The 26960-nt window shown below is 60.3% G+C and carries 27 protein-coding genes and 1 tRNA gene; 14 read left to right on the forward strand and 14 right to left on the reverse strand.

Features of this window, described 5'->3' with window-relative positions; genetic code table 11:
* Nucleotides 1–6 precede the first annotated feature (6 nt).
* Nucleotides 7–1188, reverse strand: coding sequence for an outer membrane beta-barrel protein (locus GZH91_RS00535; RefSeq protein WP_161984124.1), 1182 nt, complete (start codon nucleotides 1186–1188; stop codon nucleotides 7–9).
* A gap of 291 nt (nucleotides 1189–1479) precedes the next feature.
* On the opposite strand from GZH91_RS00535, the gene GZH91_RS00540 reads away from it, so the two are divergent.
* Together GZH91_RS00540 and GZH91_RS00545 are read left to right on the forward strand one after the other, a co-directional pair.
* The gene (locus tag GZH91_RS00540; protein WP_307723863.1) at nucleotides 1480–1752 is read left to right on the forward strand and encodes an accessory factor UbiK family protein; all 273 of its coding nucleotides are present in this window, start codon (nucleotides 1480–1482) and stop codon (nucleotides 1750–1752) included.
* Nucleotides 1753–1761: 9 nt separating this feature from the next.
* A complete protein-coding gene (locus GZH91_RS00545) occupies nucleotides 1762–3258 on the forward strand; it encodes a YifB family Mg chelatase-like AAA ATPase (protein ID WP_147069710.1) in 1497 nt (498 codons plus the stop codon).
* An 80-nt stretch (nucleotides 3259–3338) separates the two neighbouring features.
* Here GZH91_RS00545 and lipA read toward each other — a convergent pair whose 3' ends face one another.
* The 10 genes from lipA to GZH91_RS00595 all read right to left on the reverse strand — a co-directional run bounded on the left by lipA (nucleotide 3339) and on the right by GZH91_RS00595 (nucleotide 12740).
* Nucleotides 3339–4271: a lipoyl synthase gene (gene lipA, locus GZH91_RS00550; RefSeq protein WP_147069712.1), complete on the reverse strand. Its 933-nt coding sequence runs from the start codon at nucleotides 4269–4271 to the stop codon at nucleotides 3339–3341.
* Nucleotides 4272–4293: 22 nt separating this feature from the next.
* On the reverse strand, nucleotides 4294–4905 hold the full coding sequence (lipB, locus tag GZH91_RS00555; protein ID WP_174861807.1) for a lipoyl(octanoyl) transferase LipB: 612 nt from the start codon (nucleotides 4903–4905) through the stop codon (nucleotides 4294–4296).
* Between the two features lie 3 nt (nucleotides 4906–4908).
* On the reverse strand, nucleotides 4909–5172 hold the full coding sequence (locus GZH91_RS00560; RefSeq protein WP_147069714.1) for a DUF493 family protein: 264 nt from the start codon (nucleotides 5170–5172) through the stop codon (nucleotides 4909–4911).
* Between the two features lie 12 nt (nucleotides 5173–5184).
* Nucleotides 5185–6321, reverse strand: coding sequence for a D-alanyl-D-alanine carboxypeptidase family protein (locus GZH91_RS00565; RefSeq protein WP_147069716.1), 1137 nt, complete (start codon nucleotides 6319–6321; stop codon nucleotides 5185–5187).
* Between the two features lie 34 nt (nucleotides 6322–6355).
* Nucleotides 6356–7234 (reverse strand): septal ring lytic transglycosylase RlpA family protein, encoded by an 879-nt coding sequence (locus GZH91_RS00570; RefSeq protein ID WP_147069718.1) that lies wholly within the window; start codon nucleotides 7232–7234, stop codon nucleotides 6356–6358.
* Nucleotides 7231–8328 carry a rod shape-determining protein RodA gene (gene rodA / locus GZH91_RS00575; protein ID WP_147069720.1) on the reverse strand — a complete coding sequence of 366 codons (1098 nt, stop codon included), beginning with the start codon at nucleotides 8326–8328 and terminating at the stop codon, nucleotides 7231–7233. Before rodA ends, GZH91_RS00570 begins: the two co-directional genes overlap by 4 nt.
* Nucleotides 8318–10228, reverse strand: coding sequence for a penicillin-binding protein 2 (gene mrdA / locus GZH91_RS00580; RefSeq protein ID WP_147069722.1), 1911 nt, complete (start codon nucleotides 10226–10228; stop codon nucleotides 8318–8320). Before mrdA ends, rodA begins: the two co-directional genes overlap by 11 nt.
* Nucleotides 10225–10746 carry a rod shape-determining protein MreD gene (gene mreD / locus GZH91_RS00585; protein ID WP_147069724.1) on the reverse strand — a complete coding sequence of 174 codons (522 nt, stop codon included), beginning with the start codon at nucleotides 10744–10746 and terminating at the stop codon, nucleotides 10225–10227. The genes mrdA and mreD overlap by 4 nt, the downstream gene beginning before the upstream one ends.
* The gene (gene mreC / locus GZH91_RS00590) at nucleotides 10743–11633 is read right to left on the reverse strand and encodes a rod shape-determining protein MreC (protein ID WP_147069726.1); all 891 of its coding nucleotides are present in this window, start codon (nucleotides 11631–11633) and stop codon (nucleotides 10743–10745) included. The genes mreD and mreC overlap by 4 nt, the downstream gene beginning before the upstream one ends.
* Nucleotides 11634–11696: 63 nt before the next feature.
* The gene (locus GZH91_RS00595; protein WP_147069728.1) at nucleotides 11697–12740 is read right to left on the reverse strand and encodes a rod shape-determining protein; all 1044 of its coding nucleotides are present in this window, start codon (nucleotides 12738–12740) and stop codon (nucleotides 11697–11699) included.
* 150 nt (nucleotides 12741–12890) lie between these two features.
* Between GZH91_RS00595 and gatC the strand changes: the two genes are divergently transcribed.
* The 7 genes from gatC to GZH91_RS00630 all read left to right on the forward strand — a co-directional run bounded on the left by gatC (nucleotide 12891) and on the right by GZH91_RS00630 (nucleotide 20741).
* Nucleotides 12891–13178: an Asp-tRNA(Asn)/Glu-tRNA(Gln) amidotransferase subunit GatC gene (gene gatC / locus GZH91_RS00600; protein ID WP_147069730.1), complete on the forward strand. Its 288-nt coding sequence runs from the start codon at nucleotides 12891–12893 to the stop codon at nucleotides 13176–13178.
* 10 nt (nucleotides 13179–13188) lie between these two features.
* Nucleotides 13189–14643 carry an Asp-tRNA(Asn)/Glu-tRNA(Gln) amidotransferase subunit GatA gene (gatA, locus tag GZH91_RS00605; protein WP_147069732.1) on the forward strand — a complete coding sequence of 485 codons (1455 nt, stop codon included), beginning with the start codon at nucleotides 13189–13191 and terminating at the stop codon, nucleotides 14641–14643.
* Nucleotide 14644: 1 nt separating this feature from the next.
* On the forward strand, nucleotides 14645–16075 hold the full coding sequence (gene gatB, locus GZH91_RS00610) for an Asp-tRNA(Asn)/Glu-tRNA(Gln) amidotransferase subunit GatB (protein WP_147069734.1): 1431 nt from the start codon (nucleotides 14645–14647) through the stop codon (nucleotides 16073–16075).
* Nucleotides 16076–16290: 215 nt separating this feature from the next.
* A complete protein-coding gene (glmU, locus tag GZH91_RS00615; protein WP_147069928.1) occupies nucleotides 16291–17667 on the forward strand; it encodes a bifunctional UDP-N-acetylglucosamine diphosphorylase/glucosamine-1-phosphate N-acetyltransferase GlmU in 1377 nt (458 codons plus the stop codon).
* Nucleotides 17668–17679: 12 nt separating this feature from the next.
* Nucleotides 17680–19509: a glutamine--fructose-6-phosphate transaminase (isomerizing) gene (gene glmS, locus GZH91_RS00620; RefSeq protein ID WP_147069736.1), complete on the forward strand. Its 1830-nt coding sequence runs from the start codon at nucleotides 17680–17682 to the stop codon at nucleotides 19507–19509.
* A 160-nt stretch (nucleotides 19510–19669) separates the two neighbouring features.
* Nucleotides 19670–20491 (forward strand): c-type cytochrome, encoded by an 822-nt coding sequence (locus GZH91_RS00625; protein WP_147069738.1) that lies wholly within the window; start codon nucleotides 19670–19672, stop codon nucleotides 20489–20491.
* A 73-nt stretch (nucleotides 20492–20564) separates the two neighbouring features.
* Nucleotides 20565–20741: a hypothetical protein gene (locus GZH91_RS00630; protein ID WP_223264440.1), complete on the forward strand. Its 177-nt coding sequence runs from the start codon at nucleotides 20565–20567 to the stop codon at nucleotides 20739–20741.
* Between the two features lie 54 nt (nucleotides 20742–20795).
* On the opposite strand, the gene GZH91_RS00635 is transcribed toward GZH91_RS00630, so the two are convergent.
* The gene (locus tag GZH91_RS00635) at nucleotides 20796–22286 is read right to left on the reverse strand and encodes a sensor histidine kinase (RefSeq protein WP_147069740.1); all 1491 of its coding nucleotides are present in this window, start codon (nucleotides 22284–22286) and stop codon (nucleotides 20796–20798) included.
* Nucleotides 22286–23002 carry a response regulator transcription factor gene (locus GZH91_RS00640; RefSeq protein WP_198415349.1) on the reverse strand — a complete coding sequence of 239 codons (717 nt, stop codon included), beginning with the start codon at nucleotides 23000–23002 and terminating at the stop codon, nucleotides 22286–22288. The genes GZH91_RS00635 and GZH91_RS00640 overlap by 1 nt, the downstream gene beginning before the upstream one ends.
* A gap of 139 nt (nucleotides 23003–23141) precedes the next feature.
* Here GZH91_RS00640 and GZH91_RS00645 point away from each other — a divergent pair, with 139 nt between their 5' ends.
* Nucleotides 23142–23759 (forward strand): RNA polymerase sigma factor, encoded by a 618-nt coding sequence (locus tag GZH91_RS00645; protein ID WP_161984125.1) that lies wholly within the window; start codon nucleotides 23142–23144, stop codon nucleotides 23757–23759.
* A gap of 95 nt (nucleotides 23760–23854) precedes the next feature.
* Here the strand turns inward: GZH91_RS00645 and GZH91_RS00650 are convergent, their stop codons facing one another.
* On the reverse strand, nucleotides 23855–24058 hold the full coding sequence (locus tag GZH91_RS00650; protein WP_147069745.1) for a cold-shock protein: 204 nt from the start codon (nucleotides 24056–24058) through the stop codon (nucleotides 23855–23857).
* Nucleotides 24059–24358: 300 nt separating this feature from the next.
* Between GZH91_RS00650 and GZH91_RS00655 the strand changes: the two genes are divergently transcribed.
* From GZH91_RS00655 to GZH91_RS00670, 4 genes are all read left to right on the forward strand, one after another.
* A tRNA-Ala gene (locus tag GZH91_RS00655) sits at nucleotides 24359–24434 on the forward strand.
* A gap of 247 nt (nucleotides 24435–24681) precedes the next feature.
* A complete protein-coding gene (locus GZH91_RS00660) occupies nucleotides 24682–25149 on the forward strand; it encodes a hypothetical protein (protein WP_161984126.1) in 468 nt (155 codons plus the stop codon).
* 55 nt (nucleotides 25150–25204) lie between these two features.
* Nucleotides 25205–26215, forward strand: a complete 1011-nt coding sequence (locus GZH91_RS00665; RefSeq protein ID WP_147069747.1) for a phosphotransferase — start codon at nucleotides 25205–25207, stop codon at nucleotides 26213–26215.
* On the forward strand, nucleotides 26216–26959 hold the full coding sequence (locus GZH91_RS00670; protein ID WP_147069748.1) for an HAD family hydrolase: 744 nt from the start codon (nucleotides 26216–26218) through the stop codon (nucleotides 26957–26959). It abuts the gene before it with no gap.
* Nucleotide 26960: the final 1 nt, after the last annotated feature.

Genomic DNA, 26960 nt, shown 5'->3' on the forward strand with positions numbered 1-26960 from the left:
CAAACCTCAGAATTTGTAGATGGCTTCCAAACCCGCGGAAGTCTGGCTGTCTTTTCCGGTGCCAGCGGTGGTCAAGAAAGCCGGCTTGTCCGACTTGTCCTTGCGCACTTCAGCACGCAGTTCGACATGCTTGGTCGGCATATAGGCAACGGTGAAGGTTCCTTCCTTCCACTTCTGCGCAATACCAGTACGGAAACCGTCCGTGTCATTAAAATACTCGCCGCGTAGCGAAATACGCCATTGGTCGTTGAACTGGTAATTTGCATAGGCGGCCAGGCCGTCCCATTTTGCTTTACCCTTCCCGCCACTGGGTAACGTGGCATTTTCCTGGGTGGCATAATCGTAGTTCAAGACAAAAGCCAGTTGGTCAGTGGCATTGATGGTGGCAACAAGGTCGTACAAATTACGCGTGCCGTTGACTCCACCAGCAAAGGGAGCCGTCGTCAGTTCTTTTCCACCGTAAAACGTGCCGGCCAGCGAGAACATTTTGACCGGGGTGGCGATGAAACCCAACTCCACAGTTTTGTCTTTATTCAGATCCGACACTTGATCCCAACCGTTGTTGATCCCGGCAAGCAGGCTCAGGGTGTCATTTACTGCGTAGGTGGCGCGTACGCCGGTATGGGTAAAGGGGATGGCGTAACCGAACAAAATCGAACGGGAATAATTGGTGTCCGATGGGCTGGCAATGACCTCAGCGCCGGCCAAGGTGACAAATTTGCCGCCGATAATGGTGAGTGGGCCGGTGGCGTAGCTCAGATAAGCCTGGGTGATATCAAAATAATGGCCAGAGTAGGGGAATGGTGTTGCGCCTTCCCCTGCCGAGGCGATGACTTGGGCGTCCTGCCCAGCGGTCAAGTTCACCAATCCACCAAACCCTTCTTTCGGCTGCATGGCGACGGTCACCGCCGCCTGATTTAGATTGAAACTATTAAAATCATGGCCGGCTGAGGCATTGGGTGCATCGAACACGCGAGTGGGGCCAGCATTGGTAAACAGCCCGGTACTGTTCAGATGGGTGTAGCCGAGGTCCACATAGCCGGTAACGGAAATGTTGGACGCATTCAGCACGTCAGACAGGGTCGGGATGGCGGCCGGAGCGGGAGTAGCGGGAGCGCCTTCGGCCAATGCCATGGCCGGACTAGCCAGTACCCCGGCAAAAATTAATGCTTGAGTCAGTTTGTGCATGAGAAATCTCCCTAATGTCTTCAAAATCGCAACATTGCGACAATCCACTAAGCACGCTGCATGCCACTTTTTTAATAAATGTATAACAATGGGTTATGGATATTTTTGATAACCATCCGCTTTTTAACGCACTATTACAGTGCACATAAATTACCAAATGCACTGCGTAAGGGCATGATGGATTAGGCCATCTGGCTGACTGGTTTACGGGGATTGCCATCACCAGAGTTTGAACATTCAGCGGCCGCTTATTTGGTACACTGGCCGGTGTTTACTGTCAGGAGAACCCAGATGCTGCCCAATCAGAAACTGCTCGACGAAATCGGCGGAAAAATCAGCCAGGCAATCAGCCAGAGCCCGGCCAAAGACATTGAGAAAAACATCCGCGCCATGATGCAGGGCGCGCTGCAAAAGCTCGATCTGGTGACGCGCGAGGAATTCGACGTGCAGCAGGAAGTGCTGCTGCGCACGCGCGAAAAACTCGCCGAACTGGAAACGCGCCTGGCACAGCTGGAAGCCCTGACGCCGCCCGTCTCCGATCAGCCGCAACAGCTGGAACCCTGACCTCCGGTAATGGGCATCGCCGTCCTCTATAGCCGGGCGCTGTCCGGCATGGACGCGCCGCAGGTGGTGGTGGAAGCGCACCTCGCCAACGGCCTGCCCAGCTTTACCATTGTCGGTTTGCCCGAGGCCGAGGTAAAAGAATCCCGCGACCGGGTGCGGGCGGCGATCCAGAACGCACGCTTTGAATTCCCGGCGCGGCGCATCACCGTCAACCTCGCCCCGGCCGACTTGCCCAAGGAATCCGGGCGCTTTGACCTGCCTATCGCGTTGGGCATCCTTGCCGCCTCCGGGCAGATTCCCGCCCATAAGCTGAAAGACTACGAATTCGCCGGCGAACTGGCCCTGACCGGTGAGCTGCGCCCGATCCGCGGTGCGCTGGCGATGACCCTGGGTGCGGTTTCCAGCGGGCGGGCCTTCGTCCTGCCCAGCGCCAGCGCGCAGGAAGCCGCGCTAGTGGAAAACGCCGTCGTCCACCCCGCCGATTCGCTGCTGGCCGTATGTGCCCATCTTGCCGGACAACCCCCGCTTCCCCTGCAAGCCGTACTGCCAGTGGCGCTTGCACAAGCGCACTACCCGGATTTCAACGAAGTCAAAGGCCAGCTCGGCGTCAAGCGCGCATTGGAGATCGCCGCTGCCGGCGGCCACTCGGTGCTGATGGCGGGGCCGCCGGGTACCGGCAAGTCCATGCTGGCGGCGCGCTTTCCTGGCATCCTGCCCGGCATGAACGAACGGGAAGCCATCGAATCTGCTGCATTGCATTCCTTGAATGGCGGCTTTCGCATTGAGCACTGGAAGCGCCGCCCCTACCGCAGCCCGCACCACACCGCCTCTGCCGTGGCGCTGGTGGGCGGCGGCGGTATCCCACGCCCGGGTGAGATTTCGCTGGCGCACCATGGTGTGCTGTTCCTCGACGAGTTGCCGGAATTCCCGCGCAGCGTGCTGGAAGTGCTGCGCGAACCGCTCGAATCCGGACGCATCACCATCTCGCGCGCCGCTCGGCAGGCCGATTTTCCGGCGCGCTTTCAATTGATCGCAGCGATGAACCCGTGCCCATGCGGCTACCTCGGCCACCCCACTGGCAAGTGCCGCTGCACGCCGGACCAGATTGCGCGCTACCGGGGGCGCATCTCCGGCCCGCTGCTCGATCGCATCGACATCCAGATCGAAGTCCCTGCGCTGTCGCACGACGATTTGTTGCGCCAGTCCAACGGCGAAACCAGCGCCGCGATACAGATCAGGGTGGAAGCCGCCCGTGCCCGCCAGATTGCGCGCCAGGGCAAGCCCAATGCGGAACTGGGTAGCAAGGAAATCGACACCCATTGCGTACCGGATGCAGCGGGTGAGGCACTGCTCAAACACGCCATCGCGCGCTTCAACCTGTCCGCCCGTGCCTACCATCGCATCCTCAAGGTAGCGCGCAGTGTGGCCGACCTGGGCGACAGCGAACACATCGCCACGCGCCACATCGCCGAAACCATCCAGTATCGGCGCTTGGCAGGCGGCTGACCCCGGCGCGAAAAACGCCTCCGGAATTTTTAGCCTGTATAAAAAACGGGAACGCCGATTCGCCCGTTATTGTCCCGGCATTATGTTGTCACCCCCCGCGCCTGCTGATCCGCATGATAGCTGCTGCGCACCATCGGCCCGCAGGCGGCATGTTTGAAACCCATCTCGGTGGCGGCAGCCTCGAATACGGCGAACTGCGCCGGGGTGACGTAGCGGGTCAGCGGGATGTGGTGGCTGGAGGGTTGCAGGTACTGGCCAATGGTGAGCATGTCGACGTGGTGGGCTCTTAAGTCGCGCATGACTTCGAGCACCTCGTCGTCGGTTTCGCCGAGGCCGACCATGATGCCGGATTTGGTGGGGATGCCGGGGTGCTGCGCTTTGAAAGCTTTGAGCAGTTGCAGGGAATGGGCGTAGTCGGCGCCGGGTCGGACGGCCTTGTACAGGCGCGGCACGGTTTCCAGGTTGTGGTTCATCACGTCGGGTAGGGCGCGGCCCAAGAGGTCCAGCGCAATGTCGAGGCGGCCGCGAAAATCCGGGGTGAGAATTTCGATGCGGGTGTGGGGCGCGGTTGCGCGCACGGCGCGGATGCACTCGGCAAAATGTCCGGCGCCGCCGTCCCTTAAGTCATCACGGTCGACGCTGGTGATGACCACGTATTTGAGTTTCATCGCGGCGATGGTGTGGGCGAGGTGCGCGGGTTCTTCGCTGTCGGGTGCCAGCGGTTTGCCGTGGCCGACGTCGCAGAACGGACAGCGCCGGGTGCACAGGTCGCCCAGGATCATGAAGGTGGCGGTGCCGTGACGGAAGCATTCGCCCAGGTTGGGGCAGGAGGCTTCCTCGCACACGGTGTGCAGCTTTTGCTCGCGCAGGATGGCCTTGAGTTCGGCGACCTCGGGCGAGTTGGGCGATTTGGCGCGGATCCAGGGCGGCATTTTGAGCCGTTCTTGCGGCACGATCTTGATCGGGATGCGCGCGGTTTTGGCTTCGCCTTTGTGCAGTTTGATATCGGCCATGTTCAGGTTCCTTTGCTGTGCTTCACAGCGTGATATGTCGGGTCAGATGGGCGGCCAGTGTTTCAGCCAGCTCGGCCGGTGTCGCGGCGATGCCCACATCGCGGGTTTGCGTCACGGCCATGCCCTGGTGGCCACACGGATTGATATGGCTGAACGGGGTTAAATCCATGTCCGCATTCAGCGCCACTCCGTGGTAGCTGCAGCCGTGTTTGATGCGCAGTCCCAGCGCGGCAATTTTGGCGCCGTTCACATAGACGCCGGGGGCGTCGGCCTTACGTTCAGCGCTTATGCCGTGTTCTGCCAGCAGGTCGATCACGGCCTGCTCCATGCGTCTGACCAGTTCGCGCACGCCCAGCCCGCGCCGTTTCAAATCCACCAGCAGGTAAGCCACCAGTTGGCCGGGGCCGTGGTAGGTGATCTGGCCACCGCGGTCGATTTTGACCAGCGGAATGTCGGTACGGTGCAGCAGATGTTCCGGCTTGCCGGCCTGCCCCAGGGTATAGACAGGCGGATGTTGCAGCAGCCAGATTTCGTCGTCCGTAGCGGCATCGCGCTGTGCGGTGAAATCCTGCATGGCATGCCAGGTGGGCGTGTAATCCACCCGCCCGAGGTGACGAATCAGCACGTCTGCCAAGGCTTACAGCACCAGCTTGACCATGGCGTGGCTGCTCAGTGCCCGGTACAGGTTATCCAGCTGTTCACGCGAGGTGGCGCGCACGGTGCAGGTCACGCTGAGGTAGTTGCCGCCGCTGCTGGGACGCATTTCCATGCTGGCGGCGTCGAAATCCGGCGCGTACTGCAGTACCACTTCGAGGATGGTCCGGGCAAACTCGGGGTGCGCCGCGCCCATGATCTTGATGGGGAAATCGCTCGGGTATTCAATCAGGCTGGCTTCGCTCATCGGATCTCCACCTCATTTGAATATCAGGCGCAGGCCATCCCAGGCACGCCCGAAGAGGTTGGCTACGCCCACGCTTTCCAGGGCCAGCAACGGATATTGCGCCAGCGGTTTGTTATTCAGCGTAAGGGTGACGGTGCCCACCTGCTGGCCTGCCACCAGCGGCGCCAGCAGCGGCTGGCGCGTGGTCAGGCTGGCTTTGATGTCTCTGGCCTGACCGCGCGGCAGGCTGAGGTAGACGTCGCGGGTGAAGCCGGTTTTGATGGTATTGGAGGCGCCTTTCCAGACTTTCAGCTTGGCCACGGTCTGGTTTTTGGCATATAGCCTCACGCTGTCGAAAAACTGAAAGCCGTAATTGAGCAGGCGCTGGCTCTCCATCGCACGCACTGCATCGGCGTCGGTGTCCAGCACCACCGACAACAAACGGCGCTCGCCGCGCCGCGCCGAGGCAATCAGGCAGTAGCCCGCGTTCTGGGTGTGGCCCGTTTTCATGCCGTCCACGGTGGGGTCAGTCCATAGCAGGCGGTTGCGATTGGCCTGGGTGATGCCATTGTAGGTGTATTCCTTGATCGAGTAGAGCGGATAGAACTCGGGAAAATCGCGCACGATGGCCGCTGCCAGCCGCGCCAGATCACGTGCTGTGGTGTAGTGCTGCGGATCCGGCAGGCCGGTGGAATTGACGAAGTGGGTGTTGCTCATGCCCAGGCGCTGGGCCTGCTTGTTCATCATCGTGACAAACCCGGCCTCGCTGCCGCCAATGGTCTCGGCCAGGGCAATCGTGGCGTCGTTGCCGGATTGCACGATCATGCCGCGCAGCAGCTCGGCCACGGTGACCGGTTTGTTGGGCTCGATGAACATGCGCGAGCCTTCGGCCTTCCAGGCTTTTTCCGACACCGGCAGGGTGTCGGTCAACTTGATGCGCCCCTGGCGCAGGGCGGCGAAGCTCAGATACGCGCTCATCAGCTTGGTCAGCGATGCCGGTTCGATACGCTGGTCGGCATTGTGCTCGGCCAGTGCCTGACCGCTTTGGGTGTCGAGCAGCAGCCAGGCCTTGGCCGCCAACTGGGGCGGCGGCGCCATCGGCAGGTCAGCCGGGGCAGCCAGTGCGGTGAAGGAAATAAACAACAATAGGAGGGCAAAGAATTTTTTCATCAGCTAATCAGTGAGCAATCAGGAAGGTTTTGGTTCAACGGATAACACGAACCGGCTTCAGATTCATCCGCTGTTGCACTTCGCGCGCTGCCTGGTCGGCACTGTCCGTATCGGCATAAGGTCCCAGCGCGACCCGGTAGCGGTCGTCGCGGTTGAAAATGACCAGCTCATTGCTTTGGGTATCGAGCTGGGTGGCGGCGCGCGCCAGCAATTTCTCGGCATTGGCGCGACGGGTGAAACTACCCAGTTGCAAATAAGTTCCGGAATCGCTGCCTGCGTCACGGTCGCGCGCAATGTCTCCGGGGGTAATGCTCTCCACCTCAACCCGGCCGCTGCCGCCCTGCACGATGCCGAGCTTGTGTGCGGCGGTATACGACAGATCAATGATACGCCCGCTATGAAACGGGCCGCGGTCATTGATGCGCACCACCACGGATTTCCCCGTAGCCAGTGACGTCACCCGCGCGTAGCTGGGCAGCGGCAAAGTGGGATGTGCAGCCGTCATTGCATACATGTCGTAAGTCTCGCCGGAAGACGTGCGTTTGCCATTAAACCGGCGTCCATACCAGGATGCCAGTCCTTCTGCTTTATAGCCCTTGCTGGTGGCCAGGGGCGTATATTCATGACCCAGCGCCAGGTAAGGTCTATTGGCGTATTTGTACAGCGGTTCTGGCCTGGGTACGGCATCGGGTATTGCATCCAGATCGGGCGGCGGATTGTCGCCCGGACCGTCGTCCAGATAATAACCTCCCGGCTTGGCGGATTTGGCTACATTGCCGCTGGCCGCAGGCTCGGCGGGCCTGGCGGCACCGCCAGCCGGCGTGGCGGGCGTTTCCGGCACGGTACGCAGCGGCTGGCCGGCGCAGCCCGCCAGCACCAGAACGGCGATGTAGAGTGTAAACTGTGGTTTCATGATTTGAGTAACTTTCGGTGGGTTTTTACGCTCATCAAAATGCCAAAGCCCAACATCACCGTGACCATTGCCGTGCCGCCGTAACTCACCAGCGGTAACGGCACGCCCACCACCGGCAGGATGCCGCTGACCATGCCCATGTTGACGAATGCGTAAGTAAAAAATGCCAGCGTCAAACTGCCTGCCATCAACCGGGCAAACAGTGTAGGCGCGCTGGCAGCGATCATCAAGCCGCGCACAATGATGGCCAGGAACAGGGTGAGCAATAGCACGTTGCCGAGCAGACCGAACTCTTCGCTGAATACCGCGAAAACAAAGTCCGTGGTGCGTTCCGGCAAAAAATCCAGGTGGGTTTGGGTGCCCTGCAACCAGCCCTTGCCAAAGCTGCCGCCCGACCCCATGGCAATGGTGGACTGGATGATGTGGTAGCCCGCGCCCAGCGGATCCTGGGTCGGGTCTATCAGCGTCAGCACGCGCTTTTGCTGGTAATCATGCAGAAAATGCCACGCCACCGGCAGGCTGGCAGCCAGTGCCGCCAGCATGCCCAGCATGATGCGCCAGGGCAGGCCGGCGAAAAACAGCACATAAAAACCAGACGCGGAAATCAGCAGCGCGGTGCCCAGGTCGGGCTGCTTGGCTACCAGCGCCACCGGTATTGCCAGCAGCAACGCGGCAATGCCGTAATCCTTGAGGCGCAGGGTGGCTTCGTGGTGGTGGAAATACCAGGCCAACATCAGCGGCATGGCAATTTTCATGATCTCGGAGGGCTGGATGCGCGTCACCCCCAGATCGAGCCAGCGCCGCGAGCCATTGACCACTTCGCCTGCCGTGGCGACGCCGAGCAGCAGCAACACTCCCACCACATACAGCGGCAACGCCAGGCTGAGCAGATATTGCGGCGGAATATTGGCCACCAGCACCATGACGCCCAACGCCACCAGCATGTTGAGGCCATGCGACAGGAGTCGCGCATCGCTCTGGCTGGCCGCGCTGTACTGCACAAACAGGCTCATCAGCATCAGCGTCAGCAGCAGCAGCAGCAGGGGCGCATCGATGTGCGACAGCACTTTGAGCAGCCAGCGTCTAATCCGCATGCACTTCTCCTGTTGCGCCCGCCGGGGCCTTAAGCACCTCGCTTTTGGGCAGCTTGCCAAGCAGATAATAATCCATCACCGCGCGTGCAATCGGCGCCGCCGTGGTGCCGCCGTGCATGCCGTTTTCCACCAGCACCGCCAGCGCGATCCTGGGTGCGTCCGCCGGCGCAAATGCAATATACACCGCATGGTCGCGGTGGCGGGCCAAAACACGCCGGGCGTCGTATTTCTCGCCCTGTTTGATGCCGACCACCTGGGCGGTGCCGGTCTTGGCGGCAATCAGATAGGGCGCGCCCGCATTCGCTGCGGCTGCGGTGCCCCCGGGACGAGTGACATCCTCCATTGCAGCCACCACGACCTGCAGATCAGCCGGATTGAGCTTGATGCGGTTAAGCACCTGCGGCAGCACTGCGCGGCGCTGGCCGGTACGACTATCGATAATCGCCTGCACCAGTTGTGGGCGAAAGGCGATGCCACCATTGGCCAGCGCAGCCGTGGCCACCGCCAGTTGCAACGGCGTGACCAGATTATAGCCCTGGCCGATACCGGCGATCACTGTCTCGCCGGGGTACCAGGGTTGTCTGGAGCGTTTGGCCTTCCACTCGCGCGACGGCAATACCCCCGCCACCTCACCCTCCATGTCGATGCCGGTTTTCCGGCCGAAGCCAAACTGGGACAGGAAGGCATGCATGCGGTCTATGCCCAGGTCGTTGGCAAGACGATAGTAATAGGTATCGCACGACTGCACGATGGATTTGTGCATGTCCACCATGCCGTGTCCGCCTGCCTTCCAGTCGCGGTAGCGGTGGCTACTGTTGGGCAGCGAAAAATAACCGGGGTCGAAGATGGTGTCACTGGGCTTGCGTACCCCGTAACTCAAACCTGCCAGCGCCATGAACGGCTTGATCGTGGAACCTTCCGGATAGGCGCTGCGCAGCGCGCGATTAAGCAGCGGTTTGTCGGGCGAGTCATTGAGTGCGTTCCAGCTCGCCGTGTCAATGCCATCCACGAACAGGTTGGGATCGAAACCGGGCGTGCTGACAAATGCCAGCACCCCGCCGGTTTTGGGATCGATGGCCACCAGCGCGCCGCGATAGCTGCCGAAGGCTTTTTCCGCCACCGCCTGCAGCTTGCTATCCAGATACAGCACCAGGCTGTTGCCGGATACCGGATTGATACGCGACAGGGTGCGCACCGCGTGGCCGCCCGCGTCGGTTTCCACCTGCTCGGCGCCGGTGATGCCATGCAACTCGGTTTCGTAGCTCTGCTCGATGCCCACCTTGCCGATGTGGTCGGAACCCCGGTAGTTGGCCATGACGCCCTCTTCATCGAGGCGTTTCAGGTCGGCATCGTTGATACGCCCGATGTAACCCAGCAGGTGCGAGGCGGAGGCCCCCAGCGGGTATTGCCGGAACAGACGCGCCTTGACCTCGACTCCGGGAAAGCGATAGCGATTGGCCGCCAGTTTCGCCACCTCCTCATCGGTGAGCCGGGTGCGCAGCGGCAGCGCCTCAAAATTGCGGCTCTCGGCCATCAGCTTGGCAAAACGCTTGCGCTGTGCCGGGGTGATCTCGACCAGCTGCGCCAGGCCATTGATGGTGGCGTCCAGATCGCCGGTTTTGCTCGGGGTGATCTCCAGAGTGTAGGCAGAATAATTGTGCGCCATCACCACGCCGTGGCGGTCGAGAATCAGCCCTCGATTGGGTGGCGTGGGCACAACCGTGATGCGGTTGTTTTCGGCCAGGGTGTGGTAGCGCTGGTATTCCAGCACCTGTACATAAAAAAACCGCGCCAGCAGCAGCAGGAACAGCACCACCACAAACCCCGCGGCGATGACTACGCGCTGGCGAAACCCGGCTAGTTCAAGCTGGTAATTTCTGAGCTGCGCAGGTCGGCTCATGAGGCATCTGCAGCCCGCGGTGCCTGACGCGGCCACTGCAGCAGCAGGGATACCGGCAGCCATAGCAGCGTGCCGCTAGGGACTGCCAGAAAATATTCGGCCCCGCTGAACGCATGCCCGGCAAAAGTGGCCGCGAGGATGCTGGTCAATTGCTCGGCCAGCAGCAGCGGCAGCATCTGCAGTGTCTGCTGCCAGAGATTGAAATTGAGGATGCGGCGCTGCAGCAGCAACGCGCCGAACGCCGCCACGGTATAGGCCATGGCGTGTTGGCCGAGTACCCCGCCATTCGCCAGATCGGTGAGCAGGCCCAGCCCCCACGCCGCGCCCATGCCGACACGCCGCGGCTGCTGCACCACCCAGTAGAGCATGATTACCAGCAAAAAGTCCGGCCGCCACCACAGTGCCGTACCCATCCATGGCAGCAGGTTGAGCGCCAATCCCGCCAGCAGGCTGATCACGATCAGCGGGGTGCGCGCCGCGACCGGCATGGTCGGACCCTTGGGCGTGACAAAGCTCATTTCGGCTTGCCTTGAGGAACGTGCCGTGCCGGCAGCGCTGCGCGGGAAGCGGGTGTGCCATCCACGATCAACACTTGCCGATAACTATTAATAGCGGCTTTGGGAATGCATTCAACGCGCAGGAATGCATGATTCGCGCTATGGTCAATACGCGCTACCGTGGCCACCGGCAGGCCGGGTGGGTACACTCCGTCAATTCCGGAAGTCACCAGCAGGTCGCCATTGCGAATATCCGCGCTCTGCGGCAGGTAAGGTACATCGATAACGCCATCCGTTCCTTTGCCGAAAGCGATCGCACGCAAACCGTTACGCCGGATTTGCACTGGCACCGGCTGCCCGGCATCGGTGAGCAAGGTGATTTCGCTGGTGTAGGGATAGACGCGGGTAACCTGGCCCAGCAGCCCGATTTCATCCATTACCGGCTGGCCGGCGCGCACGCCATCCTGGCTGCCACGATCCACAATGATTTTACGGCTGTACGGGTCGCGCGGCACCGAGATGATTTCGGCCAGGCGGGTGTGCAATGCGGTGCGTTTACGCGCATCAAGCAAGGTACGCAGACGGTTATTCTCCTGCTCCAGATCACGGTAGCGCAGTACGGCACCGGCATAATCCAGGTTGCGCTGGCGCAGCACGGCGTTGTCGTGCTGGAGGTCGGCGTGATTGACAAAAAAGCCGCTGACCTGGTCATATATGCCCAGCGGTGTCTGGGCTGCTTCCTGGATCGGGTAGAGCAGGGTAGACAAAACACTGCGCACGCCACCCAATACCTTGAAACGCGTATCTGCCACGATCACCGCAATGCTGATCAGCACATAGATCAACAGGCGCGCGCCCGCGCCCGGGCCGCGCGGAAATAGTTGCAGTTGGGCGTCCCGGTTGGGCATGGGCTATCGAGGTATTCCAATGGCTTGAGGCGGCGATGAGGTGCGGCGGTGCAGCATTGCAGATCAGGAATCCTGGGCGAATACCGCACCAAGCTTGTCCATTTCTTCCAGCGCGCGGCCTGAGCCGCGCACCACGCAGGTGAGCGGATCCTCGGCAACGATCACCGGCAGGCCGGTTTCTTCCATCAGCAGGCGATCCAGGTCGCGCAACAGCGCCCCGCCGCCGGTCAGCACCATGCCTTTTTCGGCGATGTCGGCACCCAGCTCGGGCGGGGTTTGTTCCAGCGCTGACTTCACTGCACTGACGATGTTGTTGAGCGGATCGGTGAGCGCCTCCAGGATTTCGTTGCTGGAGATGGTGAAGCTGCGCGGAATGCCTTCCGCCAGGTTACGCCCCTTGACTTCCATTTCGCGCACTTCGGAGCCGGGAAAGGCCGAACCGATGCCCTTCTTGATGTTCTCCGCGGTGGCTTCGCCGATCAGCATGCCGTAATTGCGGCGGATGTAGTTGATGATGGCTTCGTCGAACTTGTCGCCGCCTACTCGCACCGACGAGGCATAGACGATACCGCCCAGCGAAATCACGCCGACTTCGGTGGTGCCGCCGCCGACGTCCACCACCAGGGAGCCGGTCGCTTCTGCCACCGGCAGACCGGCGCCAATCGCCGCTGCCATCGGCTCCTCGATCAAATACACCTGACGCGCACCGGCGCCGATCGCCGATTCGCGAATGGCACGCCGTTCCACCTGGGTGGAGCCGCATGGCACGCAAATAATGATGCGCGGGCTGGGATGGAACATGCGCGTGTCATGGATTTTCTTGATGAAATACTTGAGCATCTGCTCGGTGATGGTGAAATCGGCGATCACGCCGTCTTTCATTGGGCGAATGGCGGTGATATTGCCCGGGGTGCGCCCGAGCATCTGTTTCGCCTCCAGTCCCACCGCCTGGATGGTTTTCTTGGCGCTGCCGCCGTCCTGGCGTATCGCCACGACCGACGGCTCGTCCAGCACGATGCCCTTGCCGCGCACATAAATCAGCGTATTGGCGGTGCCCAGGTCAATGGCCAGGTCAGTAGAAAAATAACCGCGTAGAAATCCGAACATGTTTGTGTTTCCGCTAAAGTGGAACCGGGGATTCAAGGCCAGGGGCCTGTGGACTTGAAGAACTTTGCGTCCGGCAGGCTCCCGGATTAGCCTTGAATAAACCGTATATGTTACCCTAACAGGCTTGTTTCCTGTGAAGATTTGCGCTTTATGTCCCTATCCCTGCAAGACGTGAAACGTGTCGCCCTGCTCGCCCGCATTGCCGTTACCGATGAGGAGGCGGCGGCCTATCAACAGCAGCTCAACGAAATTTTCGGCCTGATTGAAGCAATGCAGGCGGTGGACACCACGGATGTGGCGCCCATGTCTCATGCCCAGGATGTGTGCCAGCGCTTGCGCGACGACACCGTGACAGAAACCGATCAGCACGAAAAGTTCCAGGCCATCGCGCCGCAGGTCGAAGCCGGGTTGTACCTGGTACCGAGAGTCATCGAATAGCCCTCCCCCCATGATCAACGCAAGCCTGAAACAACTCGCCGCGCTGCTGGCCGAGAAAAAAATTTCCAGCCTGGAGCTGACGCAAAGCTACCTGGAGCGCATCCACGCGCTCAATCCGGCGCTCAACGCCTTTGTCACGCTCAACCAAGCAAGCTCGCTGGCGGAAGCCCGCGCCGCCGACGCCCGCATCGCCGCCGGCGCCGCTGCGCCGCTCACCGGCATTCCCATCGCGCACAAGGACATCTTCTGCGCCGACGGCTGGCGCACCACCTGCGGCTCGAAGATGCTGGACAACTTCATCGCCCCCTACGACGCCCATGTGATCAGCCGGTTCAGGGCGGCGGGCATGGTCAGCCTGGGCAAAACCAACATGGACGAGTTCGCCATGGGCTCTTCCAATGAAACCTCGTATTTCGGCGCGGTAAAAAATCCGTGGGACGCGGACGCAGTTCCCGGCGGCTCCAGCGGTGGCTCGGCAGCAGCCGTGGCGGCACGCCTGGCGCCCGCTGCCACCGGCACGGACACGGGCGGGTCGATCCGCCAGCCCGCCGCGCTGACCGGCATCACCGGCCTCAAACCCACCTACGGCGTGGTGTCGCGTTACGGCATGATCGCGTTCGCCTCGAGCCTCGACCAGGCCGGGCCGATGGCCAAATCCGCCGAAGACTGCGCGCTGCTGATGAACGTGATGGCGGGTTTCGACGAGCGCGACTCGACCAGCCTGGAACGCCCGGACGAGGACTACACCCGCAATCTGGACCAGCCGCTGGCCGGGCTGAAAATCGGCCTGCCGCGCGAATATTTTGCTGAAGGCCTCTCCGCCGACGTGGGCGCAGCAGTGGAAACGGCGCTAGCCGAATACCGCAAGCTCGGTGCCAAAACCGTGGACATCTCGCTGCCCAACACCCGGCTGTCGATTCCGGTGTACTACGTGCTTGCCCCGGCGGAAGCGTCCACCAACCTGTCGCGTTTCGACGGCGTGCGCTACGGCTACCGCGCGCCGGATTACACCGACCTCACCGACATGTACCAGAAAACCCGCGCGCAGGGCTTTGGCAGCGAAGTCAAACGCCGCATCATGATCGGCACCTACGTATTGAGCCACGGCTATTACGATGCCTATTACATGCAGGCACAAAAAATCCGTCGCCTGATCGCACAGGATTTCGATGCGGCGTTCAAGCAATGCGACATCATCATGGGGCCCACGGCACCCAGCACCGCGTTCAATTTCGGCGAAAAAGCCGGCGACCCGGTGTCCATGTATCTGTCCGACATCTACACCATCGCCGTGAATCTCGCCAGGCTGCCGGGCATGTCGGTGCCGTGCGGCTTCGGCGCCAACGGCCGTCCGGTGGGCCTGCAGATCATCGGCAACTATTTTGCCGAGGCGGAAATGCTGGGCGTCGCCCACCAGTATCAGCTCGTCACCGACTGGCACACGCGCATGCCGGAGGCCCAATAACATGAACTGGGAAATCGTCGTCGGGCTTGAGGTTCATACCCAGCTCTCCACCCGCTCCAAAATCTTCTCCGGCAGCAGCATTGCCTTTGGCGCAGCGCCCAACACCCAGGCCAGCGCGGTGGATATCGCGCTGCCCGGCGTGTTGCCGGTGCTGAACAAGGGCGCGGTGGAGCGCGCGATCCAGCTTGGCCTCGCCATCGGTGCCAACATCAGCCGCCGCTCGGTATTCGCGCGCAAGAATTACTTCTACCCGGACTTGCCCAAGGGCTACCAGATCAGTCAGATGGAGCTGCCTGTCGTGGAAGGCGGTAGCCTCACGATTCAAGTCGGCGAGCGCGAGAAAACCGTCCGCATCACCCGCGCCCACCTCGAAGAAGACGCCGGCAAGTCGCTGCACGAAGACTTCCACGGCATGACCGGCATCGATCTGAACCGCGCCGGCACGCCATTGCTGGAGATCGTTTCCGAGCCGGACATGCGCGGCTCGGCTGAAGCCGTAGCCTACGCCAAAACGCTGCATAGTCTGGTGGTATGGCTGGGAATCTGCGACGGCAACATGCAGGAAGGCAGCTTCCGTTGCGACGCCAACGTCTCGGTGCGACGCCTGGGCAGCAGCGCTCTCGGCACGCGCTGCGAGATCAAGAACCTCAACTCGTTCCGCTTCCTGGAACGCGCCATCGAATACGAGGCGCGGCGCCAGATCGAGATCATCGAGGACGGCGGCAGCATCCGCCAGGAAACGCGCCTGTACGACCCGGAGCGCGACGAAACCCGCACCATGCGCAGCAAGGAAGATGCGCACGACTACCGCTACTTCCCCGACCCGGATCTGCTGCCGCTGGTGATTTCCGAGGAATGGATAGAACGCACCCGCGCCGCCATGCCGGAACTGCCGGAGGCGATGCGCCGCCGTTTTGTGACGCAATATGGCCTGCCCGCTTACGATGCGGGCCTGCTCACATCTTCCAAGACGCTGGCCGCTTATTACGAGGCGCTGGTGGCCGCGGCAGGCGGCGAGGCCAAAATCTGCGCCAACTGGGTGATGGGCGATCTCTCCGCCGCGCTCAACCGCAGCGAACTCGACATTGCCAACAGCCCGGTATCCAGCAGTCAGCTCGCTGCACTGATACAGCGCATCGCCGACGGCACGCTGTCCGGCAAGCTGGCCAAGGAAGTATTCGAAGCGCTGTGGCAGGGCGAGGGCGACGTGGATGCGATTATCGAGGCGCGCGGGTTGAAACAGGTGTCCGACAGCAGCGCGATTGAAGCCATCGTGGACGCAATCCTCGCCGCCAACCCGAATCAGGTCGCCGAATACCGCAGCGGCAAGGACAAGATGTTCGGCTTCTTTGTCGGCCAGGCAATGAAAGCCATGAAGGGTAAAGCCAATCCGCAGCAGTTGAACGACATCCTCAAGCGCAAGCTGGGATGATCCTGGAAAAAGCGGTTAACCACGGGGTTCACGGAGAGCACGGAGTAAAAACAACGGATTGCAGGTCGTCTGGCTTTTACCCGTTGGAGGTGGCCATAAAAGATTCCGGATGGCCTTCCTCCCTGAACTCCGTGGTTTTGAACCAAGTTTTTAAGGTTGATTCGCCCATAACAGCAATTGGGTATACTTGCGCGAAATCCTGATCCGTGAGAACAATGACCGCTCCGTTCAATATTGTCGTGCTGGCCGCCGGGCGCGGCACACGCATGGCATCCACCCTGCCCAAGGTGCTGCATCCGCTGGCCGGAAAACCGCTGCTCGCACACGTGCTGGACACTGCGCGCCGCCTCGACCCGGTACAAACCTGCGTGGTGTATGGCTACGGCGGCGATGCGGTGCCGCATGCCATCGCCGACCCCAACATCGCCTGGGCGCTGCAGGCTGAACAGCACGGTACCGGCCACGCGGTCATGCAGGCGCTGCCGCATCTGGGTGGCTCCGGCGTGACCCTGATCCTGTATGGCGACGTGCCGCTCACCACGCTGGAAACCATGCGCGAACTGTCCGCGCTTGCCGCACAGGACAGCCTCGCGCTGCTCACCATCGAGCTGCCCGACCCCAGCGGCTATGGCCGCATCGTGCGCGACGGCAGCGGCGCAGTCGTGCGCATTGTCGAGCACAAGGACGCCGATGCCGGCGTTCGTGCAATACACGAAGTCAATACCGGCCTGATGGCGCTGCCCACGCAGCTGCTCGCCGGCTGGCTGGCACGGCTGACCAACGGCAACACCCAGGGCGAGTACTATCTCACCGACATCATCGGCATGGCCGTGGCCGACGGCGTGCCGGTGCGCACATGCAGCCCGCGCCATGCATGGGAGATTCTCGGCGTGAACAGCAAGGTGCAGCTGGCACAACTGGAACGCCTGCATCAGGCCAATGTGGCACACACTTTGCTGGAACAAGGCGTGACCCTGCTCGATCCGGCGCGCCTGGACGTGCGCGGCATGCTGCTGTGCGGGCGCGATGTGAGCATCGACGTGAACTGCGTATTTGAAGGCCGGGTCGAGCTGGAAGACGGCGTGAGTGTGGGCGCCAACTGTGTCTTGCGCGATGCGCGCGTCGGCAAAGGCACGCAAATTGCGCCGTTCTCGCACATCGTGGAAGCCACATTAGGCAGCCATAACCACATCGGCCCCTACGCGCGCATTCGACCCGGCACGGTGCTGGCGGCTGATGTGCATATCGGCAATTTTGTCGAGATCAAGAACAGCCAGGTGGACGATGGCTCCAAAATCAACCACCTGTCTTATGTCGGCGACAGCACGGTGGGCAAAAAAGTGAATATCGGCGCAGGCACCATCACCTGCAATTACGACGGTGCCGACAAGCACCGCACGGTGATCGAGGACGACGTGTTTATCGGCTCGGATACGCAGCTGGTGGCGCCGGTGACCGTAGGCCGGGGGGCGACGATAGGCGCGGGCTCGACGATTACCAGGGATGCACCGGCAGGCGAACTCACTCTGTCGCGCAGCAAGCAATCGAGCATTACCGGCTGGCAACGCCCGGTTAAAAAACCGAAAGCATAGGAGGAAACCATTATGTGTGGCATCGTCGGCGCCGTGGCGCAACGCAATGTCGTTCCCATCCTGCTCGAAGGCCTGCGCCGGCTGGAATATCGCGGCTATGACTCTGCCGGGCTGGTTACCGTCAATGGCGGCCTGAGCCGGGTACGCAGCATCGGGCGCGTCGCCTCGCTGGCTGAGGCTGCGCAAGTGCAAAAGATCCACGGTCACCTCGGCATCGCCCATACGCGCTGGGCCACCCACGGTGCCCCCACCGAGCTCAACGCCCACCCCCATATCAGCCGCGATGACCTGGCGGTGGTGCACAACGGCATCATCGAAAACCACGAGGCGTTGCGCAGCCGCCTGCGCGAACTGGGCTATGCGTTCACCTCGGAAACCGATACCGAAGTCATCGTCCATCTCGTCCACCATTACTATCACGCCGACAAAAACCTGCTCAGCGCGGTGCGCCGTGCCGTCGCCGAACTGCATGGCGCCTATGCCATAGGTGTGGTGGCGCGCGATGCACCGCACCAGCTGGTGTGCGCGCGCCGCGGCAGCCCGCTGCTGATTGGCTTGGGCATAGAAGAAAATTTCATCGCTTCGGACATCTCCGCGCTGTTGCCGGTCACGCAGAAAGTGATTTATCTGGAAGAAGGCGACGTGGCCGACATCGGCCTGCTCAACATCCGCATTTATGATGCCGGCGGCAACCTGGCAGAGCGTGCCGCGCACATCTCCGAGCAGTCTTCGGAGATGGCCGAACTGGGCAATTACCGCCACTTCATGCAGAAGGAAATCCACGAACAGCCGCGCGCGCTGGCCGACACCCTGCACGACGCCGTGGCCGGGGAAAGCCTGCTGCCCGAACTGTTCGGCGTTGAGGCCGGCGAGGTGTTCGGCTGCATCAACGCCGTCACCATCCTCGCCTGCGGCACCAGCTTCCACGCCGGCAAGGTCGCCAGCTACTGGATCGAAGCGCTGGCCGGCATCCCATGCCGTGCCGAAATCGCCAGCGAATACCGCTACCGCGACAGCGTCGCCAATCCCGATGCGCTGCTCATCACCCTGTCGCAATCGGGAGAGACTGCCGACACCCTGGCCGCCCTCAACCACGCCAAAACACTCGGCCACCAGCACACCCTGTCGATCTGCAACGTGCCGGAATCGGCGCTGGTACGCCAGTCCAGACTGCGCTTCCTGACCCGTGCCGGTCCCGAAATCGGTGTAGCCTCCACCAAGGCGTTCACCACCCAGCTGGCCGCGTTGTTCCTGCTCACGCTGCTGCTCGCCAAACAGCGCGGGCGCCTGACCCCGGCTGCCGAGGTCGCGCACATTCAAGCACTGCGCCAGCTGCCTGGCAAGGTGCAGCAAGTGCTGGCGCTGGAACCCGAAGTGGAACGCTGGGCGGAACGCTTCGCCGACAAGCAGCACGCGCTGTTCCTGGGACGCGGCATGCACTACCCGATTGCCATGGAAGGCGCGTTGAAGCTCAAGGAAATCTCCTACATCCACGCCGAAGCCTACCCGGCGGGCGAGCTCAAGCACGGCCCCCTGGCACTGGTGGACAAGGACATGCCCGTAGTGGCCATCGCCCCCAACGACATCCTGCTGGAAAAGCTCAAATCCAACCTGCAGGAAGTGCGCGCCCGCGGCGGCGAACTCTACGTGTTTGCCGATGCCGACACCCATATCGTCCCCAGCGAGGGCATCCACGTGCTGCAACTGGCCGACCACGCCGGGCCGCTGTCGCCCATCCTGCACACCATCCCGCTGCAAATGCTGTCTTACCATGCTGCCCTGCAAAAAGGCACCGACGTGGACAAGCCGAGGAATCTGGCGAAATCGGTGACGGTGGAGTGACAAACAGGGTGCGACAGCGCCTTGTCCGGATAAGCGGTTGCAGCGGCGCTGATGTCGCATCCTGATCCGGAAATCATGCGGCGCAAAATCAGCCTGCCGGTTCCTCAGCGAGGCAAATTCCAGTCGGGTTTGTGCTAACCCGGGGCGGCCCGGCAGAGTGATGCCGGCGTTTGGCAATTTGAAACCGGACGAGATCGAGGCCATCGTCAGCTACGTGCGCGCCTGGAACAAGGGACCGGCCGTCACCTATTCCACGCAGCCGATCCAGGGCAATGCAGTGCATGGCAAGCAACTGTTCACGCAATACTGTGCGGCATGCCACGGCGCCAGCGGTGAAGGCGGCAGGGGCACTGGCGTTACATTTTCACGTCCGCGCGATTTGCCGGTCATGGCGCCCGCACTGCATAACCCCGGTTTCCTTGCCTCGGCCACCGATGCCATGATCAAGGCCACGCTGATGCAGGGCCGGGAAGGCACGCCGATGGTTTCCTTCAGCAAGCGCGGACTGCAGGAACGCGACATCAACGATATCGTCAGCTATGTACGCAGCTTCGAAAAACAGCCGTTGGCGGAAAGCGCGAAGCTATTGCAAGTGGAGAATCCGGTCATTGTGCGCGACTCGCCTTATGACCTGAAAACCACGGTGGAAAATGTAAAGCAGGCGGTCAGCAACAACAATTTTTTCTACGGCCGGGTGCAGACGCTGGACTATGGACTGACCACGCCGGACAAGGAAAACCCCAGGCAGGTCATCGTCTATTTTTGCAACATCAGCCTGCTCAATCAGGCGCTGGGCATCGATCCGCGCGTGGGCATGTTCCTGCCGTGCCGCATCACCATCGTCGAGCACCATGGCAAGGTACAGGTGATGTCGGTGAATCCGGAAGTACTGAGCAAGCTGTTCAACAATTCCGAGCTTAACCGCCTGTGTGGGCAGATGAGAAAAAGCTACACCACCATCATGGAGGAGGCGACGTTATGAACAAGCTGATGCAGTGGATAGGGGTCGGCCTGACGCTGTTTTTGAGCGCGCTGCCATGGCGGAGGGCCTGCTCATGGAACGCACGGATAACCAGTTCCCGGAACTCATCCCGTTCCTGCCACTGAACATCACCATTTTTGCGGAAGGCGACCAGGCCATACTGGTGGCGAGCCATCCGCGCATGCTGGAAGCATTTTTTCCTGCCCCCGGCTTGCTGGCAATCATGGACGGGGTGCGCGAATCGAAATAGTGCTGGCGGCCCAAGCCAGCCGTTACCGCCACAAGGCGCATGATGGCATTCGCACTATTCCGCCTCGTTCAAGGGTAACCAGAGCGTAAAGCACGCTCCACCTTCCGTCCGGTTGCTCACCCGTACATGGCCCTGGTGCAGCTCCGCCACACGCTTGACGATGGCCAAGCCCAGCCCGGCATGACCACGGCCTTCGCGTTGCTGGCTGCCCTGGAAAAAACGCTCGAACACCCTGGCAATGTCGGCTGCAGCAATCCCCGCGCCGGTATCCGTCAGAATCAGCGCGATGCCACCGTCCCGGGGCTGGGCAGTGAGGCAGATAGTGCCGCCGGTGGGGGTGTAGCGCAGCGCGTTTTCCATCAGGTTGGCAATGGCGCGCTCGATCAGTGCGGCGTCCACTTCCGCCAGCGGCAGAACATCCGGGTAGCTGCTGTCAATGTGCACTCCGCGTGTTTCTGCGGCAGGGGCAAAGCGCTGGGCGATGTCGTCAATCAGCTCACCGAGGTGGGTGGGGACTTTTTCCAGGCGCATGGCGTCGCTGTCGAGCCGGGCAAAATCAAACAGGGACGCGGACAAACGATCCAGGTGCTGGGCATTTTTCAATGCGACCTGAAGAAAGCGTTCGCGTTCCGCTTTGTCCAGACGCTCGCCGCGCAGGATAACCGTTTCCAGATGACCGGTAAGCGAGGTGAGCGGCGTGCGCAGATCATGCGAAATGCTCGCCACCCAGTCGCGCCGGGTGGCATCCATGCGCCGCACCCGCTGCACCTGTTCATGCAGGCGCTGCACCATGTCACGGAAGGCGCGTGACAGATGGCCGATTTCATCACGCCGATCCTGATGCGGGAAGCTGGCGGGATCGGGAATATCCTCGATCCCTGCTGCGCGCACCTGGTCGGCTGCGCTAGCCAGGCGGCGCAGGGGGCGCGTGATCTGCGCCATCACCACCAGCACAAACAAGGCGCTGAGGATACTCGCGCCGAAGGCGACCAGCAGCGCCGTGCGGTTGGCATAGCTGGAGGCCAGTAGTTGGCCGGGATTGGTTTCCGGCGGTCGCATCAGCATGTAGAGGTAACCGGATTGCACCTTGCCGTCATAAATCGGCGTGGCAGCAAACAGGCATTTCATGCCCGGGAAATCCGGGTCGCTGCCATACACGATTTTTCCGCCGGGGTTATCCAACAACTGCCGGATGGGGGCCAGGGCGACATGGCTGCTGCCGCCTATCGAGCGCTGCTTGGAATAGCCGACGCGCACCCGGCCCTGGTTGTCGATCAGATACAGCGCGCTGGATGGCTCCAGCAACAACATCTGCTCAAACCGGGTTTCAATCTGCTCGCGCCGGATGTGCTCTAGTTTTCCCAGCTCCGGGTACATCCACGCCACGTTACGGGTGAACTGCAAGCCCTGCTGCTGGCGCAGTTCGTCGTTGTAGGCACTGTGGGCAAAATGCACCGCCAGGGTGAAAATCGCCGCGATAAGCACGCAAAATCCGATGACCAGGATGGTAATGCGTGCACGCAGGCTGTCTGCAAGCAGCCGCATCAGGTGTCCGCGAAGCGGTAACCGACACCGCGTATGGTAAGAACGTATTGCGGATTGGCCGGGTCGGCTTCGACCTTGGCGCGCAGCCGGTTGATGTGGGTATTCACATTGTGCTCGTAAGATTCCAGCGTGGTGCCCCAAACCGCATCCAGCAGCTGCGCGCGCGAATAGACCCGGCCAGGATGGTGCGCCAGAAACAACAGCAGATCGAACTCCTTGGCGGTCAGCGCGATGGGCTTGCCGGACAGCCGCACTTCGTGGCGCAGCGTATCTATCTCCAGATTGCCTGCGCGCACCAGCGACTTATCATCCGGCGTCACCGTGCCACGCATTTTTTCCGAACGGCGCAGCAGCGCCTTGGCGCGTGCCTGCAATTCCGGGATGCTGAACGGCTTGCCCAGATAATCATCTGCCCCGAGTTCCAGCCCCACTACGCGATCAATTTCACTGGCCTTGGCGGTCAGCATCAAAATCGGCGTGTAATGCCGGGTATCCGCACGCAGCGCGCGGCACACCTCCAGACCGTTCAGCTCAGGCAACATCAAATCCAGCACGATCAAGTCAAACATGCCACTGCGCGCCAGCTCCAGCCCGGCGATTCCATCTGCTGCACACGTCACCTGCAAGCCCAAATCCTCCAGATGCAGACGGATCAGATCGGCAATTTCTGCAGTGTCCTCCACCACCAGGGTGCGGCAATCATTGAGCATATCCATGCCCCTTAGTCTTGTGTGTGCGTCCAACCTGACACCGGATTCACAATATTTGTTATCGAAACGATATGTTCGCGCAACGCAGCCGAGATTATCAGCCAGCAAACTGCAGGCTGTCACTCAAAGCAAGCGGAGGCGTACCATGCAACACAGCCAAGCCCATGCCAGCGCGCACCAGGCCGCCGGCCATCGCGCTTATCTTTATGGTTTTGCACTCAAACACGTGCGTGACGCGCATCTGGCCGACGACCTGGTGCAGGAAACCCTGCTCGCCGCGCTGCAGAGCGCCAGCGACTATGTTGCCCGCTCCACCTACCGCGTGTGGCTCACCGGCATACTCAAACACAAAATGCTGGATGCCTTTCGTGAACGCGGGCGCCACCTGTGCCTGCAAGACGAAGCCGGTGACAACCTGCTGGAACACGACCCCGCCGCATTCAGCCTGCACCAAGTTGCCGACAGCCTGCTACCCAACCCGCAAAAAGCCATCGAGTTGCGGCAGTTGCTAAGAGGTGTGGATCAGGCCCTGCAAGCCATGCCGGAAGGCATCTCGGCGGTATTTTTCGCCAGAGAAATCGAGGGCGAATCTGCGCGTGCCATATCGCGGCGCTTTGCTATCAGCGAAGCCAATGTCTGGGTGCGCGTGCACCGCGCACGCAAGGCGATGCAAACATTTTTGACTTCGGCCGGCCTGAATGAACGCGGTGGGCTGGCGGCTGGCGCGCGCAGGCTGTCGCAACCGGCGCTGGAAGCTTCGTAAGCGTTGGGTTTGCCCTTCGATATTAAAAAAGCAGCGCCGCATACAGCAACAAAAAACCCCCGACATGCGGGGGTTTTTATGGTTCTCAGCGAAGCTTAACCTGCCTGGATGTTCGAGGCCTGTTTGCCCTTGGGTCCGGTTGTGACATCGAAGGTCACGCGCTGATTCTCTTGCAACGTTTTGAAACCGCCCGCCTGGATTGCTGAAAAGTGTGCGAACAGATCATCGCCGCCATCATCGGGGGTAATGAATCCAAAACCTTTAGCGTCGTTGAACCATTTAACAGTACCTAATGCCATTTTATTTTCCTAACTCATAAGTCGTTTGGGCGGTTGCCCGTGGTCTATCGAATCAAGAAAAAAACAGGGCCAACTTCAAAGTACCGCAATTTGGAGCTTGAATTCTATAGAACGCGGACAAGAATACAGCATTTCCAGTCGCTGCGGGTTTATTTTTGCACTTGGCAGGTATTGAAGGGCAGGTAAAGAAAAATATTCAGGGAGCTGCTAGAATCGCAACTGCTCGTCGCCGCAGCTTGGAGGCTGCATCCGGCGGGCGAAAAATTTGCGTGTAGAATCTGTTTTCAGTTTTTCAAATGTGGGGACGTAGCTCAGCTGGGAGAGCGTCGCGTTCGCAATGCGAAGGTCGGGAGTTCGATCCTCCTCGTCTCCACCATCAGATAGTCCAAAGAAATCCTTAATGAGACTGGAACCATAAAATTGCAGTAAATGCAAAGTTATTCTTCCCAGCAAACTGCAACGATATGCTGTCTCAAAAAGTGCCCCTATGACATTACGCCAAGGGACATTTTTATCCAGCATTGACCACCTGTTATTTTGTGTATAAAGCGATAGTTATCCGGCTAAAGGGGATTTTCGCCACCCGTTACACGAGCGGTTGGCGGATTTTCCCGAGAAGGGTAGTGGCACTTGCCATCGCCAACCGGCCAAGAGGAGACGCCGCCGTTTGGATCAAGCAAGGCACTGTCAGCAAACTCCTGCTCGAGGAAATGGGCTTAAATATCGGCAATGTAATCATCACCGGGCTGTCCGGCGACAAGCAAGTCAAGCTCGATTGTATGGCGACCGATTTTGGCGCGATCCGTGGCTTGATGCAAACGCGCACTTTTATCGTCGTTACGGACGATGCCCTTCCCGAGGTCAGCGGCAACATCAATTTGGCGCAGGAACAACGGATCCGAAAATCAACACCAATAGCAAAGGGGTGCGCGCGTCAAGCCGGTGGCGCCCCCGCCGGGCAAGACCTGCCACAGAAAAGTGAAACCCAGCGTCAAGTAAAATTCCTATGGAAACCGCCAGAGCAATCGCCCACAACCCCGCAATTTTTCAGCCAGAACAGCCGTATCTATGTACGCCATCGCACAGAATAATTCTTGACAATTATCTATCATCGAACTGCGCATCATCGGTTCGATATAAACAACAATGAGCAGAATTTATCTTGGGCACCTGTCGGAACACGACCCTCTGCACGGTTATCTCCAGCATGACATTCAGCCGCAGATCAACGCTGCCTCGGGCAGCTCGAAGTACCGTGTATTCAGGCTCAATGGCTCAAACGATGTGTACCTGTATGAAGACCGCAATACCGGCACAAAGGTCATAGGCAAGTTTTTTCTCTCATCAAGAAAGAAGGACGCAGCAAAGGCTGCCTCGCGCCTGACGCGCGAATTCGACAATCTCTGCATGATGCGCGACTTCGGGCTGGCGGGCGATCAGCACCACGTCGTCAGGCCGCTTGGTCGCAACTATTCGATGAACGCGCTTCTGGTCACCGAATGCTGCCAGGGAGAACTGCTCAGCGAAGTGATCCTGGAGGTGATTCAGGGCGGTGACCAAGGCAAACTCTTTCACAAATTAACCGCACTCGCATACTTCCTGTCGGCCTTTCACAACCGGACGGCCATAGGCGTGGGGGTCGAGTTCCACCAAGACTGCGATTATATGGATCGCTTGACCAACAAACTGCTTGAAATCAGGGCAATCGGAGGAGACGATGCGCGTGAGTTGTACTGGCTGCGCGACCAGTGGCGCAATCAGCCGAGGATGTGGGAAGACCAGAAGGTACTTGTGCATGGGGACGCGACACCTGAGAACTTTATGTTCGGCAAAGGACTGCAAGTAATCACGTTCGATCTGGAGAGAACCAAGCGCGCCGATCGCGTTTTCGACACAGGCCGCATCGCCGGAGAACTTAAGCATTTCTTCATGCGTGCAACCGGCAACAAGGACGCCGCCGATCCTTTCATCGGCCATTTCCTCTGGGAATATGCCTGCCACTTTCCAAACCGCGATAGCGCCTTTCAATCGATCACTGGCAGGACGCCGTTCTACATGGGAATTACGCTACTGCGCATTGCGCGAAATAGTTGGATCGAACCGGAATACCGCCAGCGCCTGATCCGCGAGGCGAAAGCATGCCTGAGGAGGTTTTAAATGATCGTCAAAGGCATTATTTTCGATAACAACGGAACACTTTCGGATATCCAGACGAACGAATGGCATGACGATGTGTATCGCGTCATCAGCAATCTGCTGTCATATCAAGGCATATTGCTCGACCCAAACGTTGTTAAGGATCTTTATTTCCAGATAATGAAGGAACAACGCGCGGCGTCCGGTGAGCGTCACCCGGAATTCGATGCCATCGGCATCTTCCGCGAGATCATCACGCGGTACTCGACGGACTTCACCCGCGGCCTGCCGGCCAAGAAGATTGCACGGCTCCCGAGACTTCTTGCCGAGACGCACCGTGCGGCATCCCGCCTCCGGCTGCAGCTCTATCCCGGCGTAGAGGACACCATCCGGCAACTGCACACGAAATATCATCTTGCAATAATTTCCGATGGTCAGACCGCCTGCGCAGTCCCAGAACTGAATGCCGTCGGGCTATCGGGTTATTTCGACCCGATCATAATCTCGGGAGACTTCGGGTACCGCAAGCCAGACGAACGCCTGTTCACAGCAGCATTGACCTGCATGAAAATGGAGCCGTCAGAGGTTGTGTTTGTGGGCAACGACATGTACCGCGATGTTTATGGGGCGCAGAGACTCGGGATGAAAACGGTCTTTTTCAAGTCAAACCAGGGGACACAGGAAAAAGAGGGCGTAAAGCCCGACTATATTATTTACAATTTCCCTGAGTTGCTAAACGCCATCCGCTTCTTCGAGGAGCGGTAAG

Source organism: Sulfuriferula plumbiphila, from assembly GCF_009938015.1.
Lineage (GTDB): Bacteria > Pseudomonadota > Gammaproteobacteria > Burkholderiales > Sulfuriferulaceae > Sulfuriferula > Sulfuriferula plumbiphila.

Coding starts and splice junctions, on each gene's coding strand:
- GZH91_RS00535 (WP_161984124.1), bottom strand. CDS start 1,188: ATGCACAAACTGACTCAAGCATTAATTTTTGCCGGGGTACTGGCTAGT.
- GZH91_RS00540 (WP_307723863.1), top strand. CDS start 1,480: ATGCTGCCCAATCAGAAACTGCTCGACGAAATCGGCGGAAAAATCAGC.
- GZH91_RS00545 (WP_147069710.1), top strand. CDS start 1,762: ATGGGCATCGCCGTCCTCTATAGCCGGGCGCTGTCCGGCATGGACGCG.
- lipA (WP_147069712.1), bottom strand. CDS start 4,271: ATGGCCGATATCAAACTGCACAAAGGCGAAGCCAAAACCGCGCGCATC.
- GZH91_RS00560 (WP_147069714.1), bottom strand. CDS start 5,172: ATGAGCGAAGCCAGCCTGATTGAATACCCGAGCGATTTCCCCATCAAG.
- GZH91_RS00565 (WP_147069716.1), bottom strand. CDS start 6,321: ATGAAAAAATTCTTTGCCCTCCTATTGTTGTTTATTTCCTTCACCGCA.
- GZH91_RS00570 (WP_147069718.1), bottom strand. CDS start 7,234: ATGAAACCACAGTTTACACTCTACATCGCCGTTCTGGTGCTGGCGGGC.
- rodA (WP_147069720.1), bottom strand. CDS start 8,328: ATGCGGATTAGACGCTGGCTGCTCAAAGTGCTGTCGCACATCGATGCG.
- mrdA (WP_147069722.1), bottom strand. CDS start 10,228: ATGAGCCGACCTGCGCAGCTCAGAAATTACCAGCTTGAACTAGCCGGG.
- mreD (WP_147069724.1), bottom strand. CDS start 10,746: ATGAGCTTTGTCACGCCCAAGGGTCCGACCATGCCGGTCGCGGCGCGC.
- mreC (WP_147069726.1), bottom strand. CDS start 11,633: ATGCCCAACCGGGACGCCCAACTGCAACTATTTCCGCGCGGCCCGGGC.
- GZH91_RS00595 (WP_147069728.1), bottom strand. CDS start 12,740: ATGTTCGGATTTCTACGCGGTTATTTTTCTACTGACCTGGCCATTGAC.
- gatC (WP_147069730.1), top strand. CDS start 12,891: ATGTCCCTATCCCTGCAAGACGTGAAACGTGTCGCCCTGCTCGCCCGC.
- gatA (WP_147069732.1), top strand. CDS start 13,189: ATGATCAACGCAAGCCTGAAACAACTCGCCGCGCTGCTGGCCGAGAAA.
- gatB (WP_147069734.1), top strand. CDS start 14,645: ATGAACTGGGAAATCGTCGTCGGGCTTGAGGTTCATACCCAGCTCTCC.
- glmU (WP_147069928.1), top strand. CDS start 16,291: ATGACCGCTCCGTTCAATATTGTCGTGCTGGCCGCCGGGCGCGGCACA.
- glmS (WP_147069736.1), top strand. CDS start 17,680: ATGTGTGGCATCGTCGGCGCCGTGGCGCAACGCAATGTCGTTCCCATC.
- GZH91_RS00625 (WP_147069738.1), top strand. CDS start 19,670: ATGCCGGCGTTTGGCAATTTGAAACCGGACGAGATCGAGGCCATCGTC.
- GZH91_RS00630 (WP_223264440.1), top strand. CDS start 20,565: ATGGAACGCACGGATAACCAGTTCCCGGAACTCATCCCGTTCCTGCCA.
- GZH91_RS00635 (WP_147069740.1), bottom strand. CDS start 22,286: ATGCGGCTGCTTGCAGACAGCCTGCGTGCACGCATTACCATCCTGGTC.
- GZH91_RS00640 (WP_198415349.1), bottom strand. CDS start 23,002: ATGGATATGCTCAATGATTGCCGCACCCTGGTGGTGGAGGACACTGCA.
- GZH91_RS00645 (WP_161984125.1), top strand. CDS start 23,142: ATGCAACACAGCCAAGCCCATGCCAGCGCGCACCAGGCCGCCGGCCAT.
- GZH91_RS00650 (WP_147069745.1), bottom strand. CDS start 24,058: ATGGCATTAGGTACTGTTAAATGGTTCAACGACGCTAAAGGTTTTGGA.
- GZH91_RS00665 (WP_147069747.1), top strand. CDS start 25,205: ATGAGCAGAATTTATCTTGGGCACCTGTCGGAACACGACCCTCTGCAC.
- GZH91_RS00670 (WP_147069748.1), top strand. CDS start 26,216: ATGATCGTCAAAGGCATTATTTTCGATAACAACGGAACACTTTCGGAT.